This window comes from Lentzea guizhouensis (assembly GCF_001701025.1).
Classification (GTDB): Bacteria; Actinomycetota; Actinomycetes; order Mycobacteriales; family Pseudonocardiaceae; genus Lentzea; species Lentzea guizhouensis.
This window is the reverse complement of sequence record NZ_CP016793.1, coordinates 5,519,065-5,537,677: the sequence shown is the minus strand read 5'-3', so window position 1 is coordinate 5,537,677 and position 18,613 is coordinate 5,519,065. Positions and strand designations below refer to the sequence as shown.

Here is an 18,613-nt window from a genome sequence, read left to right as displayed (position 1 = left end):
GTGGACTTGATCCAGGCGCACGGCCTCGCGATGACGGAGTTCGACCGGCGGGTGCGGGAGATCGCACCCGACCAGTGGGTGCTGGGTACCCCGTGCCGGGAGTGGTCGGTCAGAGATCTGGTGGGCCATCTGGTCCAGGAGCAGCTCTGGGCATCGGAACTGCTGGCCGGGTGCACCACCGAGCAGGTCGGCGACCGGTTCGACCACGACAACCTGGGTGACGACCCGCTGGTGTCCTGGGTGGTCGCGGCCGCGGCGGCACGTGAGGCGTGGCTGGAGCCCGACGCGTTGTCCAAGCCGGTGCACGTGTCGTCGGGGATGATCGACGCGGCGGAGTACTGCTGGCAGATGACCACCGACCTCGCGGTGCACGCGTGGGACCTGGCACGGTCGATCGGCGCCGACGAGCGGATCGACCCGGACCTGGCGACGACGGTGCTGCGGTACGTCGAGCGCAACGTCGACGAGTGGAGCGGCTCGTCGATGTTCGACTCGGCGGTGCCGGTCGTGGCGGACGCGGACGACCAGACCCGGCTGATCGGACTGCTCGGCCGCAAACCCTGATCGTGGTGTGGTCCTGGTGTGCAAGCGCCCCGCCCCGCATCCCCCTCGCCTCCTGCGAGGCGGGGCGCTCATCCCCCACTGGCGGCCTGTGGATCCCCCGATTCCGGCCGCACCACTTTTCTACCGCCTGGCCCGTTGTCCGGTGTCGGGGAGCGAACACCGGACAACGACCTCCGGACAACGGCCCGGGACAGCACGGCGCCCCCTGGCACTGGGTGTGCCAGGGGGCGCGGGTGCCGGACGGATCAGCCGACGTGTGATCGACGTCCGCACCGGTGGTTGGTCGTGGGTGAACCGCTCAGGACTCTGCCAGCCGCCCGTGACCGGCCCCTGAACGTCAGATGACCTTCCGCTCCAATGTGACGAGTGTGATGCCCAGCCCGTCGACGCGCTCGCTGACCCGCTCGAACCCGGCGCTCTCGTACAGCCGGATGTTCTCCTGGCTCTGCGCTCCGGTGAACAACCAGAGCACGTCGACGCCTGCCGGGGCGGCGTTGACGGCTTCGTCGAGCAGCAGCCGGCCGATCCCGCGTCCTTGCTGGTCGGGTGCGACGAACAGGCGGGCGACCTCCATGCGGTCGCCGTCGACGTTGCCGCGCACGCTGCCCACGAGCCGATGCCCGTCGAACGCGCCGATGGCCGGCTGTCCGGACGTGATGTGGTCCTGGATCTTCTCGAGCGTCTCGACGAGCGGCGGCAGGTCCTACGCGTCGTACCGGCGCGCCTCGACCAGGTAGGCGGCGCGTTGCACGGTCATGAGCTCACCCGCCTGGGCGACGGTCAGCGGTCTGATGTGGACGCTCACGGCCCGGTGACCCCGGGCGTCCAGCTCTCCGGCACACCGCTCTCGGTCAAGATCAGCTGGTGGTCCCCGAACCCCTCGGGCGCATCCGGCTGCCACGGCCAGTGGCCCTGCGGCGTGGGCACGATGATCTGCACGGCCGCGAAGTCGGCACCGTCGTAGAGCAGGTACGCACTGCCGAAGAACTCCGGGTAGAACCCCTTGTAGACGCGCTCGAACGTGATCGGCACACCCTCGAAGAAGTCGAAGTAGAGCTGCCCCGGCACGAACCGCTCCCCCGCGCTGGCCCGCTTCACGTAGGCGTTGACGAGCGTCTCGCCCATGCCCTGGTCGAGCCCGATGACCACGGCCTCCGCCACCCCGAACCGGCGCCACGCACCGACCGAGAAGACGTAGCCGGCACCCTCGGCGTCGGGCGGGACGACGATGGTGGCGTGGCCGTGGCGGTCGGCCAGGGAGAGCAGCCGGGCACGCAACTCGATGTCCTCGTCGGAAAGCACGAAACCCACCCTACGCAAGCCGAACGGGCGGGTGAGCCGCCTGGCCCACCCGCCCGTCCACCGTCGTCGAAGCTCAGCCGACCTCGGCCATGACCTCGTCCGACACGTCGAAGTTCGCGAAGACGTTCTGCACGTCGTCGCAGTCCTCCAGCGCGTCGATCAGCTTGAAGATCTTCTTGGCGCCCTCGGCCTCCAGGGCCACCGACACCGACGGCAGGAAGCTCGACTCGGCCGACTCGTAGTCGATGCCCGCGTCCTGCAGCGCCTTGCGGACCGGAATCAGGTCGCCGGCCTCGGACACGACCTCGAAGGCCTCGCCCAGGTCGTTGACCTCCTCGGCGCCCGCTTCGAGCACCGCCAGCATCACGTCGTCCTCGGACGTGCCCGCCTTCGGGACGATGACGACGCCCTTGCGGCTGAACATGTACGACACGGAACCGGGGTCGGCCATCGAACCGCCGTTGCGGGTCATGGCGGTGCGGACCTCGGTCGCGGCGCGGTTGCGGTTGTCGGTGAGGCACTCGATGAGCACCGCGACGCCGTTCGGACCGTAGCCCTCGTACATGATGGTCTGCCAGTCGGCGCCGCCTGCTTCCTCGCCGCCGCCGCGCTTGCGGGCGCGTTCGATGTTGTCCAGCGGCACCGAGTTCTTGCGGGCCTTCTGGATCGCGTCGTACAGCGTCGGGTTGCCGTCCGGGTCGCCACCGCCGGTGCGGGCGGCCACCTCGATGTTCTTGATCAGCCGCGCGAACAGCTTGCCGCGCTTGGCGTCAATAGCGGCCTTCTTGTGCTTGGTGGTCGCCCACTTGGAGTGGCCGCTCATTTCTCCTCCGTCGAACTCCGGACCATGTCAACGAACAGCCGGTGAACGCGCTCGTCCCCCGTGAGCTCCGGGTGGAACGCCGTCGCCAGCACGTTGCCCTGCCTGACCGCGACGATCCTACCGGCGGCGTCTCCCGCCTCAGCCGTAACGGGCACCGTAGCGAGCACGTCCACCTCGCCGCTCACCGCCTCCACCCAAGGTGCCCGGATGAACACGGCGTGAACCGTATCGCCGGCCAGGTCGAGATCGGTCTCGAACGAGTCCACCTGCCTGCCGAACGCGTTCCGGCGCACGGTGACCGCGAGCCCGCCGAGCTGTTCCTGGTCCTCGCGGCCGTCCAGCACCGTCTCGGCCAGCAGGATCATGCCCGCGCACGACCCGTAGGCGGGGAAACCGGCCTTGATCTTGGCGCGCAACGGCTCCAGCAGCTCGAAGTTGACCAGCAGCTTGCTCATGGTCGTCGACTCGCCGCCGGGGATGACGATGCCGTCCAGCTCGTCCAGTTCCTCGACGCGGCGGACGGGGCGTGCGGTGACGTCGCACTTGGCGAGCGACACCAGGTGTTCCTGGACGTCGCCCTGCAGGGCGAGCACGCCGATGACGGGTGGGGCAGCAACCATGCCGACCAGCATATTCGAGGTCAGTTCCGGCTCTGGGCGTGGTGGCGGGCCAGCGCCTCGCGCAGCAGCGCGGCCTTGGTCTCGACGCGGCGCGGCACGGCCTCCGACAGGGTGTAGGTGGCCAGCGGCGAGAGCCACTCCTCCTCGCCCGAGGCGAGCACGAGCACCACGTCGGCGTGCTTCACGAACACGAGGAGGTCGTGCGGCGTCAGTCGAACGCCGACGGCCTCGACCTCGGCCCAGGAACGCCGGTCGGTGCCTTGCAGCCCACGCACCTCGACCCCCTCGGACGACCACGTCACGCCGAGGAGGAGGCCCCGCCAGATCCCGACCACCCCGAGCGCCATGCCGGCCGCGCCGACCAGGACCCCGGAGACGACAGCGGTGCCGTCCAGCACCGACCCGGCCGCCGTGACGCCGCCGAGCATCAGGAACACGAGCGCCAGCAGGAGGACGACCCACCGCCAGCGCGAGCTCAGGCTTCCTCCCGCGCGTTCACCCACCACGCGAGGCTACGGGTGCCTCCCGGCGGGGAGACGGCCCGCGCAGGACACAGCGCTCGGTCGATGGCAACGAGGGCAGACCCTGTTCGGGCAGGATTGGTGCATGATCGAACTGCGTACGCGGACCGTCGCCGACTGGGTGCGAGGCTGGGCGCTGTCCCGCGGCACCCCCGCCCCGGTCGAGGAGCCCGACGGCTACCGCGTCGACGTCGGCCTGCCCGCCCACCGCGTGCGCTACGTCCTGCCCGACCCGGCGGCGGCCGGACCACGCGCCGCGACCCTGACCGAACCGGGCACGTGGCTCAAGGTCTGCGGTTCACCTGACCAGGTCCAGCTGACCCCCGCGTGGACGGTCGGCGCACCCGAGTACCTGATGACCATCGACCTGCACCCGCACCCGCCCGTCCCGCCGCCGGCCACCTACACCGCGGAACTGCGCAGCACCGGCGACGTGCACGACGCCGTGGTGCTGAACAACGACCACCTCGCGGCGAAGGGACGGGTCGCGGTGTGCGGGAGCGCCGCCGTCGTCGACGTGGTGGAGACCGACCCGGCACATCGCAGGCGGGGTCTCGGCCGCGTCGTCATGTCCGAGCTGACGCGAGCGGCGGCGGCCGGTGGTGCCACGCGCGCCGTGCTCGTGGCCACCGAGGACGGGCGGGCGCTGTACGAGAAGCTCGGCTGGGCCGTCGTCTCCCCGGTCACCGCAGCGCACCTGCCCGTCCCCTGAGCGGTCAGTCGACGGTGGTGAGCTCCTGCTGCGGCTGCCGCGACTTCACGAAGCGCCACCCCAGGAACAGCACCAGCGCGAGGCCGGGGATCGACCAGAACGCGATCCGCTCGGCGTGCCCGGACGAGAACGCCATCTGCCCGACCACCAGCGCGAGGAACGCCAGCGTCAGCCACGACGTGTACGGCGCGCCCGGCATCCGGTACGACGGCCGTTCGATCTCACCGCGCACCGCCTTCTGCCGCAGCTTCATCTGGCAGATGATCAACGTCGCCCACGTCGACACGACACCCAGTGACGCGACGGCGATCGCGATGTCGAACGCGTCCTTCGGGACGGTGTAGTTGAGCACCACGCCGAACAGGTACGCGACACCGGTGAACAGGATGCCGCCGTAGGGCACGTGCCGGGAGTTCATCCGGCCGGTGAACGACGGGGCCTCGCCCTTCTGCGCCAGCGACCGCAGGATGCGGCCGGTGGAGTACAGGCCCGAGTTGCACGAAGAGAGCGCGGCGGTGAGCACCACGGCGTTCATGATGTCGCCGACCGCCGGGATGCCCAGCGCGGAGAACACGGTCACGAACGGCGACTCGGTGCCGGTGTAGTGGTCCCACGGCAGCAGCATCGTCAGCAGCAGCACGGAGCCGACGTAGAAGATCGCGATGCGGTAGACCACGCCGTTGATGGCGCGCGGCATGATCTTCTCGGGGTCCTTGGTCTCGCCGGCGGCGATGCCGACGAGCTCGATGGCCGAGTACGCGAAGATCACGGCCTGCAGGGTCATCAGCGCGACGCCGAAGCCGGCCGGGAAGAGGCCGCCGTGGCTCACGGTGTTGGTGACCGACGCCGTGGTGCCGCCGATGTCCGCGGCCGCGATGACGAGCCCGATGCCGGTGACCAGGAAGACGACGATCGCCGTCACCTTGATCACGCTGAACCAGAACTCCAGCTCACCGAAGAGCTTGACCGACAACATGTTGATGGCCACCAGGACCACCAGTGCGACCAGCGCGGTGATCCACTGCGGCAGGTCCGGGAACCACTTGTGCATGTAGATCGCGACGGCGGTGATCTCGGCGATGCCAGTCATCGCCCAGTTGACCCAGTACATCCAGCCGGACGTGAAGCCCGCCCACGGGCCGATGAACTCGCGGGCGTACTCCACGAAACTGCCGGAGACCGGGCGGTGCAGCACCAGCTCGCCCAGCGCGCGCATGACGAAGAACGCCGCGATACCGCACACCGCGTACGACAGGATCAGCGACGGCCCCGCCGTGGCGAGGCGTCCGCCCGCGCCCAGGAAGAGGCCGACGCCGATCGCGCCACCGATTGCGATCATCTGCACCTGGCGCTTGCTCAACGCCTTGGTGTAGCCGTCCGCATCAGTTTCCACAGAACTCACGAGGAGGTTCCTTCCGAAACGGAAAAATGCTCGCGTCGGAACCTCCCGCGCCCCGACGCGCTGATGCGTCGGAACCCTAGTGAGTGGCGGTCATCACCAAGTGATCAGTTGGGGAAGGCTTAACGTAAGGGACGTCACACAACGCCGCGTTCAAGTCTTCCCAAATGTCCTGAACGTGCTCAAGGCCCACGGAAATGCGCAGCAAATTGTCCGGAACTCCCGATGCACGCAGTTCTTCGCCGGGTACCAGCCGGTGGGTCAGCGCCGACGGGTGCTCGATCAGCGTGTCCACCGAGCCCAGCGAGACGGCCGGCGTGATCAACGTGAGCCGCCGCACCACCTCGACCGGGTCGCCGTGCACGCCGAACGCGATCATCGCGCCGGTCCCCCGCATCTGCAGCGATGCGGTCGGGTAGCGCACGAACTCCACCGCGTCGTGCTCGGCCAGCCGCGCGGCCAGCACCTGCGCCGACCGGGTCGCCGCCTCGACCCGCAGCGGCAACGTCGCGAGGCCGCGGTGCAGCAGGTAGCCGCCCAGCGGGTGCAGCACCGCGCCCGTGATGATCCTGACCTGCCGCAACGCCGGCGCGAGCTGCTCGGAACAGGCCACGACACCGCCGAGCACGTCCCCGTGCCCGCCCAGGTACTTGGTGCCGGAGTGCAGCACGTACGACGCGCCGTGCAGCGCCGGGTTCTGCAGGACCGGCGTGGCGAAGGTGTTGTCGACCATGACCGGCACCGACCCGGCCTGCCGCACGACGTGGCCGATGTCGACGAGGTCGAGGTTGGGGTTGGCCGGCGTCTCGACGACGACGAGCCCGGTGTCCGGCCGGATCGCGGAGGACACCAGGCCCGCTTCCGCGTACGTGACCGACACGCCCAGCAGACCCGACGACAGCAGGTGGTCGGTGCCGCCGTAGAGCGGCCGCACGGCTACGACGTGCGGCTTTCCCGCCATCACGCAGGCGGCCTGGACCACGGCGGTCACCGCGGCCATCCCGCTGCCGAACGCCACGGCCGCCTCGGTGTGCTCCAGGGCGGCCAGCGCCTGTTCGAACCGCGCCACGGTCGGGTTGTGCAACCGGGCGTACACCGGCGACGCGGCGTGTGCCGCGCCTGTGGCCCACTCACCCAGCGCTTCCCCGCCGAGCGCCTGGTCGGGCACGGGGTAGGTGGTGGACAGGTCGATGGGAGGAGCGTGCACACCCAGCTTTGCGAGGTCGTCGCGGCCGCCGTGCACGGCGAGGGTCTCGATGCGCGTCATGGTCGGAATGGTGGAGACTTCCTCGGCGTAGCGGACGATCGCCCGCAGCTGGTTCGGCAGAACGGAGAAGAGCCGTGCTGGATTCGATCGACGAGGCCATCGTGCGGGAGCTGCGGAAGGACGCGCGGCTGCAGAACAAGGACCTGGCCGAGCGCGTGAACGTCGCGCAGTCCACCGCCGTGGTGCGGCACCGGGCGCTGCGGGACCGCGGCGTGATCACCGGCTACCACGCGGAGATCGACCTGGGCGCGGTCGGCAGGCCGGTGCAGGCGATGCTCGCGTTGAAGATCCGCCCGCACACCAAGGAGATCGTCGACCCGTTCATGGCTTACGTGCTGAGCCTGCCGGAAACGCTCGCGCTCTCCCACGTGACCGGCCCGGAGGATTTCCTCGTGCATGTCGCGGTTTCGGACGTCGGTCATCTGCAACGACTCGTGCTCGACAAGTTCACAAGTCGCCGCGAAGTGACCGAAGTGCACACGAATCTGCTCTTTTCGCATGTTCGCAAGTACTAAGACGCAAGGCGCAATGCCGGTGCGAGCTGGTCACGTCCGTCAATGCCGAGCTTGCGGTAAACCTTCGTCAGGTGGATCTCCACGGTTCGCAGCTGCACGAACAACGCGGCGGCGATCTCGCGGTTCATCTTGCCCTCCGCCGCCAACGCGGCGACCCGCCGTTCGGACTCGGTCAGCCCGGCCGGTCCGGCGGCCAGCTCCTGCCTGATCTCCTCGGCCAGGTCCTCGACACCGCAGTCGTCGGCGAGGTCGACCGCGACCCGCAGCTCGGCCCGCGCCGGCTTCACCCGCCCGGCCAGGTGCAGCGCGCGACCGAGGGCGAAGTGGCTGCGCGCCCGTTCCAGCACGGCACCCGTGGGCGCCAGCAGTGCGACCGACTCCTCCAGCAGGGCCAGGCCTTCCACTCCGACGAGCACGCCCTGTTCGCGCAACGCGGCCGCCAACGGCAGCACGGCACCGCACTCGCGCGAGAGGCGTTCTTCTGCCAGAAGGTGTTCTCCGCCCAACGGCAGCCGCCACGACGGCGCGTCACAGCCACGCGCGCGCAGCCGTTCGCCGCAGTCGAGCAGGTCGCGCACACCGTCCTTGCGCCGCTCGGCCGCGATCCGCACCGCCCGCGCGGCCAGCAGCGCCGGTGCGCCGAACAGGTCCGGCACCTCGCCCGGCACCACGTCGAACACCGCCGCGGCCTCGTCGACGTCACCCATGTCCAGCAACGCCAGCGCCAGCTCGGTCAGCGCCGCGAACACCGGCGTCGACACCCGTGCCGCGCCACAGCTCTCCAGCACCGCCAACGCCTCGCGCGCGTCGGTCTCCGCCGCCGCCAACCTGCCGAGGTCGCGCAAGCACGCCGACCGCGCCGTCAACGCCGCCGCCACACACGGCCGGTGCTGCCACCTCCGTGCCACGGTCAGCGCACGGTCCACACGCGCGTACGCGGCAGCAAGGTCTCCACGCAGCCGCATGTACGCGAGCGCGCGCAAGTACGGGTCGAACGCCGTGGGTGACGTCGGCAGCACGTCCGGGTCACCGACCGCGGCCCGTTCGAGCACCGGCTCCTCCCCCAGCAACGCGAGCAGCGCCGGCAGCGCGGGATGGGCCGGGTCGGCCTCGCCCAGGTGGTCCACGGCCGCCGGGACGTCCACGTAGGACTCGACCTCGCCCAGCTCGGCCAGGAGCTCACCGGAGCCCGGCTCGGCCATGGCCCGCCTCAGGTAGCGCACCGCGTCGAGCACCCGGTTGCGCGCGCGGGCCCGGCTGGACGCCGCCACCAGCACGTCGGTCGCCCACTCCTCGTCCAGCGGCCGGGTCTCCACCAGGTGCTCGGCCACCACCTCGGCCGAGGCTCCCGTCTCGACCAGCAACCGCGCGGCCGCGGCGTGCAGGTCCTGCCGTTCGGTGATGGTCAGCTCCTCGCGCAAGGTGTTGCGCACCACCGGGTGCACCAGCGCGCCGGCCGCCGAGAGCAAGCCCGTCCGGTGCAACGCCGCGATCGTCCCGGCGAGCTCGCACGGTTCGATGCCGATCAGCTCGGCCACCCGCGGCAACGTGACCTCGCCCCCCAGCACGGCCAGCGCGTGCACCGCATCCGGTGCGTGCGCCGCCAAGCGGCGCAGACGCACGTTCAACGTCGGCAGCAACGCGGGTGCGGTCAGTCCGTCCAGCGAACCGCCGAACGCGCGCACGAGGTTCAACAGCAGCAGTGGGTTGCCACCGGCTTCCGCGCGGCACGCGGTGACGAACGCGTCATCTACGCGCTCGCCCAGCTCGTGTTCGACCAACGCGCGCGAGGCGTCGAACGACAGTTCGTCCAGGCGGATCTCGGCGGAGGTCGCCGCGAGCAGCTCCTCCAGCGTCTGCGGCCCGGCGCACACCTCGCCCGCGCCGATCCCGGCCAGCGCGAAGACCGGCAGGTGCTCGATGCGGTGCGGCAGGGTGCTCAGCCACTGCAGCGACGGCTGGTCGGCCCACTGCGCGTCGTCGACGACGATGGCGACGGGCCGGTCGGCCGCCATCCGCGCCAGCGCCCGGTGCAGGACGTGCAGCTCGGGCAACGTCACCGGGCCCGGCTCGGCCAGCGCGTCGGACAGGCCCAGCGGCGGCGATCCGCGGCAGGTGCTGCACGTCGTCGGCGGCACCGGCTGCGCAGACGAACAGGCGGCTCACGACCCCGAACGGCAGCTCGCGCTCGAGGAAGCTCCCCGCGGCCAGCACGGTGAACCCGTGCTCGGCGGCCAGCTCGCGGGCGGTGGCCAGCAGCGCGGTCTTGCCGACCCCGAGCCCGCCGGACGCGACGACGAGGTGCCCGTCGCCGTGCGCCGCCGCGGTGAGGGCGCCCGCCAGCTGGGTCGTCTCCCGGTCCCGCCCGACCAGTCCAGGTTTCGCAGCCATGCCCCCATCTGAGGCTGCGCCCCCATCAGCCCCCTATTGCGCAGGCATCACCCGCAGGGCCGGTGTCGGAGTTCCTACGCCACCCCGGCCAGCCGGAGCCCGGCCGTGGTGGCCGCGGCCAGCACGATCACCGCGACGAACGGCAGCTTCCGCCACGCCGCGAGCCCGCCGACCACGACGCCGAGCGCCAGCGCCCAGCCGCCGAAGCTCTTGCCGTTCGTCAGCGCCGAGATCGCCACCAGCGCGAACAGCAGCACCGTCGCCGAGGCCGACAACAGCTCACGGACCCGGTCCGGCAACGTGACCCGGTCGCGCAGCAGGGGTCCGGCGATCCGGATCGCGAACGTGCCGGCGGCGAGGATCAGGACTGCGGTGACGGGCACGGTTCCTCCTCCTTCTTCTTCGTCGGCCGGAACGCGACCAGGCCGGCCAGTGCGAGCAGCACCGGTACGCCCGCCGGCAGGAACGGTGTCGTCGCGAGCGCGACCGCGGCACCCAGCAGGGCCGAGTTGCGGGTCGCGACGTCCTTCAGCGCGGGCAGCGTGAGCGCGAGCAGGGCCGCCGGGAACGCCGCGTCCAGCCCGAACGTGGCCGGATCGCCGATCGACTGCCCCACCAGCGCTCCGATGAGCACGCCGGTGTTCCAGCTGAAGAACAGCGAAACGCCACACGCCCAGTACGCCGCCCGTGCGCGCGCTGGGTCCTTCTGGGCCATCGCGAAGGCCGTGGACTCGTCGATCAGCAGGTGGCTGCCGACGATCCGCGCGAGCCACCCGTTGCCCAGCACGTCCCCGACCGCGAGCCCGAACGGCAGGTGCCGCGCGTTGAGCACCAGCCCGGCGAGCACGGCGGCGGCCGGGCTGCCACCCGCGGCGACGATGCCGACCGCCATGAACTGCGAGCCGCCCGCGAAGATCACCAGCGACATCAGGACGGGCATCCACCACGGGAGACCGGACGCGACCGAGATCGCGCCGAACGAGGCGCCGGTCACCGCGGCGCCGAGTGCGACTGCGGTGACGTCACGCAGCAGCCCAGAGTCAATTGAACCCGGATCAAGGGTTCGCCATATCGAACGCATCACCCGATACGATGAACACCACACCGGGTGTTCGTCAAGCCGAACGATTGGACTTCTGTGTCGAACGCACCACTCGACCTGATCGCGGCCAACCTCCGCCGCGAGCGCGACCGCACCGGCCTCTCGCTGTCCGAGCTGGCCAAGAAGGCGGGCATCGCGAAGTCGACGCTGTCGCAGCTGGAGTCGGCGACCGGCAACCCGAGTGTCGAAACTCTCTGGGCCCTCGGCGTCGCCCTGGGCGTGCCGTTCAGCCAGTTGGTCGAACCCGCGGTGCCGCGCGTGCAGGTGATCCGCGCCGGCCAGGGCCCGGTCATCCACTCCGAGCGCGCGCACTACTCCGCCACCCTGCTCGCCGCGTGCCGTCCGGGCACCAAGCACGACATCTACTGGCTGGCGCTCGAACCGGGCGGCGCCCGCGAGTCGGAGCCGCACGTGCCGGGCAGCGTCGAGCACATGATCGTGGCGACGGGCCGCTGCCTCGCGGGGCTGGCGGACGACCCGGTCGAGCTCGGGCCCGGTGACTACATCGTCTATCCGGGGGATCTGCCGCACATCTGCAAGGCGCTGGAACCGGGCACCACCGCGGTGATGGTGATGGAGCACACGACCTAGGCTTGTCGCCGAACTGTCTGGGGGGAACACATGTCTGACCCGTTCGAGAACGCCTCGCCGCAGGAGCCCGCGCTGGAGAAGCCGGGCGTGTGGAAGACGCTGCTCGCCGTCCTGGCCGTGCTGGTCGTGGTCGCGGGAGGCGTCTTCCTCTACGTGGCCACCAGGCCGGAGCCGGACTTCCCCGACGCCACGGGGGTCTCCGCGGAAGGCGGGCGAGGCGACGAGCCCGTCGTCGGCGACTGCATGCGCATCGACGGCACCGCGGTCAAGGCGACCGTGACGAAGGTCGACTGCGCGGCCGGCACGCACAACCAGGTCGTCGCGAGCCTGCAGCGCCAGGGCGAGGACTGCGGCACGGCGAGCGGGCAGGACAAGACGAAGTACTCGCGGTACCGGTGGAGCGGCAAGCTGGGCGTGTGCCTGGCGCCGTTGTTCGAGGACGGGAAGTGCTACCGGATCACCGAGCTCTACGGCGCCTACATGCCGGAGGCGCCGTGCACCGAGCTGACGCTGAAGGTGCGGGTGTTCAAGGACACCGTCGACCCGGCGGTGTGCGGAGCGGGTGTGCCGGCGGGCCTGGCGTACCCGGAGATCAGGACGACCTACTGCATGGCGGCCAGCAAGTGACAGGGGAGCGGAACCCGCTCCCTGCCCACTCAACCATATAGCAGACGGGGGGCCTTGCCACAAGACCCCGGGCATACCTCAGACTCATCGCGCTAAGCCACAACCAGGCGCTTTGGGGAACACGTGTCAAACCAGGGGTATGAAGCAGAACTGCGGTCCGAGCGCGCCTACGTTGCTGATCTGTACGCACGGCTCGATGCCGACCGTGCGCGCGTGAAGGGGGCGTTCACCGCTGCGTTGCGCGGCACCGGTGGGACGGTCATGGAACGTGACCAGGAAGTGCGCGCACGGCACAAGGAGATGAAGCGGCTGGAGGTGGCCGACGACGGGCTGTGCTTCGGGCGGCTGGACAGCCTCGACGGCGAGACGCACTACATCGGGCGGATCGGCATCTTCGACGAGGAACGCGACTTCGAGCCGGTGCTGCTCGACTGGCGCGCGCCGTCGTCGCGGCCGTTCTACACGGCCACGGGCGCGAACGCGGAGGGGATGCGGCGGCGCCGGCAGTTCCACACGAACCGGCGGACGCTGGTCGACTTCACCGACGAGGTCTTCGGGCGGCCGGACGCCGACGAGCGCGGTGACGCGGCGTTGCTGGCCGCGGTCAACGCGCCCCGCGGCGAGGGCATGCGCGACATCGTGGCGACGATCCAGGCCGAGCAGGACGCGATCATCCGGCTCGAGCACCCCGGCGTGCTGGTCATCGAGGGCGGGCCCGGCACCGGCAAGACCGTGGTGGCGCTGCACCGCGTCGCGTACCTGCTGTACACGCAGCGGGAGCGGATGGAACGCCACGGCGTGCTCGTCGTCGGCCCGAACCCCGCGTTCCTCAACCACATCGGCCGCGTGCTGCCGTCGCTGGGCGAGTCCGACGTGGTGTTCATGACCGCCGGCGACTTCGTGCCCGGCATGAAGGTGACCGCGGAGGACCCCGCGGACGCCGCGCGGCTCAAGGGCTCGCTGAAGATGCTCGACGTGCTCGCGGCCGCGGTCGCCGACCGGCAGCGCCTGCCGGAGGAGCCGATCGCGATCGGGCTGAAGGACATCACCGTCCACATCAACAGCGAGACCGCCGAGTGGGCCCGGCAGGAGGCCCGCGACACCGGCCTGCCGCACAACGAGGCGCGCGCGACGTTCGTGGAGATCGTCACCTACGTGCTGACCGAGCGCGCGATCGCCAGGATCGGCAAGGGCTGGCTGTCGCGGGAGGACAAGCAGGGCTGGGAGGACATGCGGTCCGGCCTGCTGAAGGACCTAGCGGAGGACGAGCGGTTCCTGTCCGCGATGGACGAGCTGTGGCCGGTGCTCACCCCGCGGTCGCTGCTGTCGTCGCTGCTGTCGTCCGCGGACCGGCTGGCCGCCGCCGGTGGCGACCCCGCGTTGCTGCGGGAGGACGGCGAGGCGTGGACCGTCTCGGACGTGCCGCTGCTCGACGAGCTGCACGACCTGCTGGGCCGCGACAAGATCACCGACATGACCCGCGAGCGCGCGGCGCTGGAGGAGCGCAAGGCCGAGGCCGCCTACGCCGAGGCCGTGCTGGACAGCATGACCAACCGCCAGGACCACATGGACGACGAGGACCACCTCTTCGCCACCGACCTGCTGCAGGCCGAGGACCTGGCGTTCCGGTTCGAGGAGCACGACACCCGCACGCTGGCCGAACGCGCCACCGCCGACCGCGACTGGACCTACCGCCACGTCGTGGTCGACGAAGCCCAGGAACTGTCCGAGATGGACTGGCGGGTGCTGATGCGCCGCTGCCCGGGCCGCTCGTTCACCGTCGTCGGCGACCTGGCCCAGCGCCGCACCGCCGCCGGCGCCGTGACCTGGGCCGACATGCTCGACCCGTACGTGAAGGACCGCTGGGTCTACCGCTCGCTCACCGTCAACTACCGCACCCCGGCCGAGATCATGGCCGTCGCCGCCCGCGTGCTCGCCGAGTTCGCGCCGGACGTCCAGGCCCCGGAGTCGGTGCGCGCCAACGGTGTCCAGCCGTGGGCCCGGCGGGTGAGCGAGGCCGAGCTGCCGGCCGCGATCGAGGAGTTCGCCGCGGCGGAAGCGGTTCTGGACGGCACGAGCGTCGTGATCGGACCGCCCGGTGTGCCCGGCACGGTGCCGGCTTCGGAGACCAAGGGCCTGGAGTTCGACTCGGTGCTCGTCGTGGCACCGGAGCGGATCCTGGCCGACGGCCCGCGCGGGGCGGCGGAGCTGTACGTGGCGCTCACCCGTGCCACGCAACGGCTCGGCGTGCTGCACCACGGACCGTTGCCGGAGGCGTTGAGCTCGCTGCAGCCGGTGGGCTGAACCAAGCGGAAAGGGGGCGCACCCGCGGTGGGTGCGCCCCTTTCGTCGTTGTCGCGTGCGGCGCGGACTACCAGCCGCGCTCGGCCAGGCGGTGCGGTTCCGGCACGTCCTCGACGTTGATGCCGACCATGGCCTCACCCAGGCCGCGCGAGACCTTGGCGATGACGTCGGGGTCGTCGTGGAAGGTCGTCGCCTTCACGATGGCCTCGGCGCGCTGGGCCGGGTTGCCGGACTTGAAGATGCCGGAACCGACGAACACGCCCTCGGCGCCGAGCTGCATCATCATCGCCGCGTCGGCCGGGGTCGCGATGCCGCCTGCGGTGAACAGCACGACCGGGAGCTTGCCGTTCTGCGCGACCTCCTTGACCAGCTCGTACGGCGCCTGGAGCTCCTTGGCGGCCACGTACAGCTCGTCCTCCGGCAGGTTCTGCAGGCGGCGGATCTCCTGGCGGATCTTGCGCATGTGCGTGGTGGCGTTGGAGACGTCACCGGTGCCGGCCTCGCCCTTGGAGCGGATCATGGCCGCGCCCTCGGTGATGCGGCGCAGCGCCTCGCCCAGGTTCGTCGCACCGCAGACGAAGGGGACCGTGAAGGCCCACTTGTCGATGTGGTTGGCGTAGTCGGCCGGGGTCAGCACCTCGGACTCGTCGATGTAGTCGACACCGAGCGAGGCGAGGACCTGGGCCTCGACGAAGTGGCCGATGCGGGCCTTCGCCATGACCGGGATCGAGACGGCGTTGATGATGCCGTCGATCAGGTCGGGGTCGCTCATGCGGGCGACGCCGCCCTGCGCGCGGATGTCGGCGGGCACGCGCTCGAGCGCCATGACGGCGACGGCGCCCGCGTCCTCCGCGATCTTCGCCTGGGTGGCGTCGACCACGTCCATGATCACGCCACCCTTGAGCATCTCGGCCATGCCGCGCTTGACGCGGGCGGTACCCGTGACCTGGTCAGTGCTCACCCTGGGCAACCTTTCTCGAAGGGAAGTCGGTACGCCCAGGCTACGTCCGACGTGGCCCCCTCTCCCAAGCCACTGACAACGGGAACCAGAAGGCCACTTTCCGATCAACCGCAGGTGGTGACCCCTGTCACCCGGCCGCCTCTGTGAACTGTGTTCGCGTGCCGGTCGGCGCCCAGACGGGTCCTCGGTCTTGTCACCACCGGTCATCGGGTGTGAGATCGAACACTACGACTTGACGGAGGTCGCCATGGGAAGCAAGCACTCCGACAACGGGACATCGGCAGGCGCGGTCGCTGTGGACGACCCGGCCAAGGTCCGCAACGTCGTGCTCGTCGGTCCGTCCGGCTCCGGCAAGACGACGCTCACCGAGGCCCTGCTCGCCGCCACGGGGGTGCTGACCCGCGCGGGATCGGTCACCGAGGGGACGACCGTCTGCGACCACGACCCGGCCGCGGTGCGGCAGCAGAGGTCGGTGGGCCTCGCGGTGGCACCGCTCCAGCACGGGGACATCAAGATCAACCTGATCGACACCCCCGGATACGTCGACTTCGTGGGGGAGCTCAGGGCGGGACTGCGGGCCGCGGACGCGGCCCTTTTTGTTGTGAACGCCTTCGAGGGCGTGGACGCGGCCACGGTGTCGCTGTGGGACGAGTGCGCGCTGGTCGGCATGCCGCGTGCCGTCATCATCACGCGCACGGACCACCACCGCGCCGACGTGTCCACGGAAGTCCTCGCGTGCCAAGCGGCTTTCGGTGCGGGCGTGGTGCCGTTGTACATGCAGGAGGGTGACCGGCTCGTCGGGTTGCTGACGCAGGGCGACGACTACCCGGACGAGCGGGCCGCGCTGATCGAGGGGATCATCGCGGAGAGCGAGGACGAGACGCTCATGGACCGGTACCTGGCCGGGGAGGACATCGACCAGGACACGTTGATCGCCGACCTGGAGACCGCCGTCTCGCGCGGGTCGTTCCACCCCGTGATGCCCGTGTGCGCCGCCACCGGCATGGGGTTGGCCGAGCTGCTCGACGGCATCGCGCGCGCGTTCCCGTCGCCGCTGGAGCACAGGGTCCCGGACGTCACGTCGATCGACGGCATCCCGCAGCCCCGCATGGCCGCCGACCCGGACGGGCCGCTCGTCGCCGAGGTGGTCCGCACCGCAGTGGACTCCTACGTCGGCCGCGTGTCGCTGGTCCGCGTCTTCTCCGGCACGTTGCGCCCTGAACGGCCCGTGCACGTCTCCGGGCACGGCATGGCCGACCGCGGGCACGAGGACCACGACGCCGATGAACGCGTCGCGCACATCTACTCGCCGTTGGGCGCGAACCTGCGTGAGGTGCCGTACTGCGTCGCGGGTGACATGTGCGCGTTGACCAAGTTGACGACCGCCGAGACCGGCGACACCGTGTCCGCACCGGAACAGCCGCTGCTCATGGCGCCGTGGGACATGCCAGAACCGTTGCTGCCCGTCGCCGTCGTGCCCCGCACACGAAGCGATGAGGACAACCTGGCCCGCAACCTCAACCGCCTCGTCGCCGGCGACCCCACCCTGCGGCTCGACCGCAACGCCGAGACCCACCAGCTGGTCCTGTGGTGCATGGGCGAGGCGCACGCGGACGTCGTGCTGGCCCGGCTGCGAGCGGGTGGCGCGGAGATCGACACCGAACCGGTGCGCGTGCCGTTGCGCGAGACGTTCGCGGGACAGGCGAAGGGCCACGGCCGGCACGTCAAGCAATCCGGAGGTCACGGCCAGTACGCCGTGTGCGACATCGTGGTCGAGCCGCTGCCGCGCGGCTCCGGCTTCGAGTTCGTCGACAAGATCATCGGTGGCGCGGTCCCGCACCAGTTCATCCCCTCCGTCGAGAAGGGCGTGCGCGCGCAGCTGGAGAGGGGCCTGCACGACGGCACACCCGTGGTCGACGTCCGGGTGACGCTGGTCGACGGCAAGGCGCACTCGGTCGACTCGTCGGACGCCGCCTTCCAGACCGCGGGCGCGCTGGCGTTGAAGGAGGCCGCCGCCACCGGCCGCACGCAGCTGCTCGAACCCATGGACGAGGTCGCGATCAGGCTGCCCGACGAACACCTCGGCACCGTGCTGGGCGACCTGTCCGGCCGGCGTGGCCGGGTGCTCGGCACCGAGGCCGACGAGGGCGGGCGCACGGTGATCCGCGCGGAGGTGCCGTCGAGCGAACTGCTGCGCTACGCCATCGAGCTGCGCGCGCTGACCTCAGGCACCGGCACGTTCACCCGTCAGTTCTCGCGCTATGACCCGATCCCGGAGGCATTGGCCGCGCGCACGAGCAGGTAACACCGGTCGCTCGCGTGCTCGACGCGTGAATCAGGAGCGCGGTCGAGGCGGGCCGTCAGCACGAGGCCCGCCTCCGCCAACGCCGCGGTCTCCCGCTCCGGATCGAGGAAGCGGAACGTCAGGTCCACGTCGTGGTCCCACCACCGGGTGAGCTTCTTCTCCTGCCCTGACCCGGTTTCGGCGTCCCGCACGTGGAACGCGATCAACGCGTGCCCGCCCGGCGCCAACACCCGCGCGAACTCCTGATAGGCCGTAGCGCGCTCTTCTGCGTTCAGATGGATCACGGCGTAGAAGCACACCAACGCGGAGAACGCGCGCGCCTGAAACGGGAGTGCCGTCATGTCACCTGCGCACACGGGGACTGAGGCGTGTGCACACATCCGCGGCGAGAGGTCCACGCCGACGACGGGCACCCGATCGGCCAGGTACGCGGCCACGTGTCCGGGTCCGCAGCCGACGTCCAGGACCGGACCGTCCGCCAGTCCGGCCAGCGCGTCGAGCAGCGCGCGGTCCAGTGGTTTCCCGCCGAGCTCGGCGCCGAGCTCGGCGGTGTACCGGTCGGCGACGAGGTCGTAGGCGCGTCTTGTGCTCACCCGGCCAAACCAGGCG

At 70.7% G+C, this 18,613-nt stretch carries 20 protein-coding genes; 7 read left to right on the top strand and 13 right to left on the bottom strand.

The window, feature by feature from the left end:
* Positions 1 to 564 carry a TIGR03086 family metal-binding protein gene (locus BBK82_RS27245; protein WP_237047593.1) on the top strand — a complete coding sequence of 188 codons (564 nt, stop codon included), beginning with the start codon at positions 1 to 3 and terminating at the stop codon, positions 562 to 564.
* Between the two features lie 337 nt (positions 565 to 901).
* On the opposite strand, the gene BBK82_RS27240 is transcribed toward BBK82_RS27245, so the two are convergent.
* The 5 genes from BBK82_RS27240 to BBK82_RS27220 form a co-directional block, all read right to left on the bottom strand.
* A complete protein-coding gene (locus BBK82_RS27240; RefSeq protein ID WP_237048435.1) occupies positions 902 to 1,201 on the bottom strand; it encodes a GNAT family N-acetyltransferase in 300 nt (99 codons plus the stop codon).
* Between the two features lie 164 nt (positions 1,202 to 1,365).
* Entirely contained in the window at positions 1,366 to 1,866 is a 501-nt protein-coding gene (locus BBK82_RS27235; RefSeq protein ID WP_237047592.1) for a DUF4262 domain-containing protein, read from the bottom strand.
* Between the two features lie 73 nt (positions 1,867 to 1,939).
* Positions 1,940 to 2,689, bottom strand: coding sequence for a YebC/PmpR family DNA-binding transcriptional regulator (locus BBK82_RS27230; RefSeq protein ID WP_065917555.1), 750 nt, complete (start codon positions 2,687 to 2,689; stop codon positions 1,940 to 1,942).
* Positions 2,686 to 3,309, bottom strand: a complete 624-nt coding sequence (gene pdxT, locus BBK82_RS27225; RefSeq protein WP_065921379.1) for a pyridoxal 5'-phosphate synthase glutaminase subunit PdxT — start codon at positions 3,307 to 3,309, stop codon at positions 2,686 to 2,688. Before pdxT ends, BBK82_RS27230 begins: the two co-directional genes overlap by 4 nt.
* A gap of 20 nt (positions 3,310 to 3,329) precedes the next feature.
* A complete protein-coding gene (locus BBK82_RS27220; protein ID WP_154697530.1) occupies positions 3,330 to 3,812 on the bottom strand; it encodes a hypothetical protein in 483 nt (160 codons plus the stop codon).
* A gap of 103 nt (positions 3,813 to 3,915) precedes the next feature.
* Here BBK82_RS27220 and BBK82_RS27215 point away from each other — a divergent pair, with 103 nt between their 5' ends.
* Entirely contained in the window at positions 3,916 to 4,542 is a 627-nt protein-coding gene (locus BBK82_RS27215; protein WP_065917553.1) for a GNAT family N-acetyltransferase, read from the top strand.
* A gap of 4 nt (positions 4,543 to 4,546) precedes the next feature.
* Here the strand turns inward: BBK82_RS27215 and BBK82_RS27210 are convergent, their stop codons facing one another.
* Together BBK82_RS27210 and BBK82_RS27205 are read right to left on the bottom strand one after the other, a co-directional pair.
* Positions 4,547 to 5,881 (bottom strand): amino acid permease, encoded by a 1,335-nt coding sequence (locus BBK82_RS27210; RefSeq protein ID WP_237048434.1) that lies wholly within the window; start codon positions 5,879 to 5,881, stop codon positions 4,547 to 4,549.
* A gap of 139 nt (positions 5,882 to 6,020) precedes the next feature.
* Positions 6,021 to 7,208: a trans-sulfuration enzyme family protein gene (locus BBK82_RS27205; protein WP_083268177.1), complete on the bottom strand. Its 1,188-nt coding sequence runs from the start codon at positions 7,206 to 7,208 to the stop codon at positions 6,021 to 6,023.
* 74 nt (positions 7,209 to 7,282) lie between these two features.
* Here BBK82_RS27205 and BBK82_RS27200 point away from each other — a divergent pair, with 74 nt between their 5' ends.
* Positions 7,283 to 7,723, top strand: coding sequence for an Lrp/AsnC family transcriptional regulator (locus BBK82_RS27200; protein ID WP_065917551.1), 441 nt, complete (start codon positions 7,283 to 7,285; stop codon positions 7,721 to 7,723).
* Here the strand turns inward: BBK82_RS27200 and BBK82_RS56790 are convergent.
* The 4 genes from BBK82_RS56790 to BBK82_RS27180 all read right to left on the bottom strand — a co-directional run bounded on the left by BBK82_RS56790 (position 7,720) and on the right by BBK82_RS27180 (position 11,195).
* The gene (locus BBK82_RS56790) at positions 7,720 to 7,851 is read right to left on the bottom strand and encodes a LuxR C-terminal-related transcriptional regulator (protein ID WP_418287527.1); all 132 of its coding nucleotides are present in this window, start codon (positions 7,849 to 7,851) and stop codon (positions 7,720 to 7,722) included. The two genes, BBK82_RS27200 and BBK82_RS56790, sit on opposite strands and share 4 nt — an antisense overlap.
* Positions 7,852 to 9,469: 1,618 nt before the next feature.
* Complete coding sequence (locus BBK82_RS56785; RefSeq protein WP_071812686.1) at positions 9,470 to 10,114, bottom strand: ATP-binding protein; 645 nt, start codon at positions 10,112 to 10,114, stop codon at positions 9,470 to 9,472.
* A 74-nt stretch (positions 10,115 to 10,188) separates the two neighbouring features.
* A complete protein-coding gene (locus BBK82_RS27185; protein ID WP_065917548.1) occupies positions 10,189 to 10,497 on the bottom strand; it encodes an AzlD domain-containing protein in 309 nt (102 codons plus the stop codon).
* Positions 10,476 to 11,195 carry an AzlC family ABC transporter permease gene (locus BBK82_RS27180; RefSeq protein WP_065921378.1) on the bottom strand — a complete coding sequence of 240 codons (720 nt, stop codon included), beginning with the start codon at positions 11,193 to 11,195 and terminating at the stop codon, positions 10,476 to 10,478. Before BBK82_RS27180 ends, BBK82_RS27185 begins: the two co-directional genes overlap by 22 nt.
* 57 nt (positions 11,196 to 11,252) lie before the next feature.
* Here BBK82_RS27180 and BBK82_RS27175 point away from each other — a divergent pair, with 57 nt between their 5' ends.
* From BBK82_RS27175 to helR, 3 genes are all read left to right on the top strand, one after another.
* Positions 11,253 to 11,807: a helix-turn-helix domain-containing protein gene (locus BBK82_RS27175; protein WP_065921377.1), complete on the top strand. Its 555-nt coding sequence runs from the start codon at positions 11,253 to 11,255 to the stop codon at positions 11,805 to 11,807.
* Between the two features lie 30 nt (positions 11,808 to 11,837).
* Positions 11,838 to 12,434, top strand: a complete 597-nt coding sequence (locus BBK82_RS27170) for an LppU/SCO3897 family protein (RefSeq protein ID WP_065917547.1) — start codon at positions 11,838 to 11,840, stop codon at positions 12,432 to 12,434.
* Positions 12,435 to 12,557: 123 nt separating this feature from the next.
* Complete coding sequence (helR, locus tag BBK82_RS27165; RefSeq protein ID WP_179953703.1) at positions 12,558 to 14,738, top strand: RNA polymerase recycling motor ATPase HelR; 2,181 nt, start codon at positions 12,558 to 12,560, stop codon at positions 14,736 to 14,738.
* A gap of 67 nt (positions 14,739 to 14,805) precedes the next feature.
* Here helR and pdxS read toward each other — a convergent pair whose 3' ends face one another.
* A complete protein-coding gene (gene pdxS, locus BBK82_RS27160) occupies positions 14,806 to 15,654 on the bottom strand; it encodes a pyridoxal 5'-phosphate synthase lyase subunit PdxS (protein WP_237048433.1) in 849 nt (282 codons plus the stop codon).
* Between the two features lie 292 nt (positions 15,655 to 15,946).
* Here pdxS and BBK82_RS27155 point away from each other — a divergent pair, with 292 nt between their 5' ends.
* Positions 15,947 to 18,004 carry an elongation factor G-like protein EF-G2 gene (locus BBK82_RS27155; RefSeq protein ID WP_065921375.1) on the top strand — a complete coding sequence of 686 codons (2,058 nt, stop codon included), beginning with the start codon at positions 15,947 to 15,949 and terminating at the stop codon, positions 18,002 to 18,004.
* Here the strand turns inward: BBK82_RS27155 and BBK82_RS27150 are convergent.
* Positions 17,959 to 18,597, bottom strand: a complete 639-nt coding sequence (locus tag BBK82_RS27150) for a class I SAM-dependent methyltransferase (protein ID WP_065917545.1) — start codon at positions 18,595 to 18,597, stop codon at positions 17,959 to 17,961. The two genes, BBK82_RS27155 and BBK82_RS27150, sit on opposite strands and share 46 nt — an antisense overlap.
* Positions 18,598 to 18,613 lie beyond the last annotated feature (16 nt).

Coding starts and splice junctions, on each gene's coding strand:
- BBK82_RS27230 (WP_065917555.1), bottom strand. CDS start 2,689: ATGAGCGGCCACTCCAAGTGGGCGACCACCAAGCACAAGAAGGCCGCT.
- pdxT (WP_065921379.1), bottom strand. CDS start 3,309: ATGGTTGCTGCCCCACCCGTCATCGGCGTGCTCGCCCTGCAGGGCGAC.
- BBK82_RS27215 (WP_065917553.1), top strand. CDS start 3,916: ATGATCGAACTGCGTACGCGGACCGTCGCCGACTGGGTGCGAGGCTGG.
- BBK82_RS27210 (WP_237048434.1), bottom strand. CDS start 5,881: ATGATCGCAATCGGTGGCGCGATCGGCGTCGGCCTCTTCCTGGGCGCG.
- BBK82_RS27205 (WP_083268177.1), bottom strand. CDS start 7,208: ATGACGCGCATCGAGACCCTCGCCGTGCACGGCGGCCGCGACGACCTC.
- BBK82_RS56790 (WP_418287527.1), bottom strand. CDS start 7,851: ATGAACCGCGAGATCGCCGCCGCGTTGTTCGTGCAGCTGCGAACCGTG.
- BBK82_RS56785 (WP_071812686.1), bottom strand. CDS start 10,114: ATGGCTGCGAAACCTGGACTGGTCGGGCGGGACCGGGAGACGACCCAG.
- BBK82_RS27180 (WP_065921378.1), bottom strand. CDS start 11,195: ATGCGTTCGATATGGCGAACCCTTGATCCGGGTTCAATTGACTCTGGG.
- BBK82_RS27170 (WP_065917547.1), top strand. CDS start 11,838: ATGTCTGACCCGTTCGAGAACGCCTCGCCGCAGGAGCCCGCGCTGGAG.
- pdxS (WP_237048433.1), bottom strand. CDS start 15,654: ATGGCCGAGATGCTCAAGGGTGGCGTGATCATGGACGTGGTCGACGCC.
- BBK82_RS27155 (WP_065921375.1), top strand. CDS start 15,947: ATGGGAAGCAAGCACTCCGACAACGGGACATCGGCAGGCGCGGTCGCT.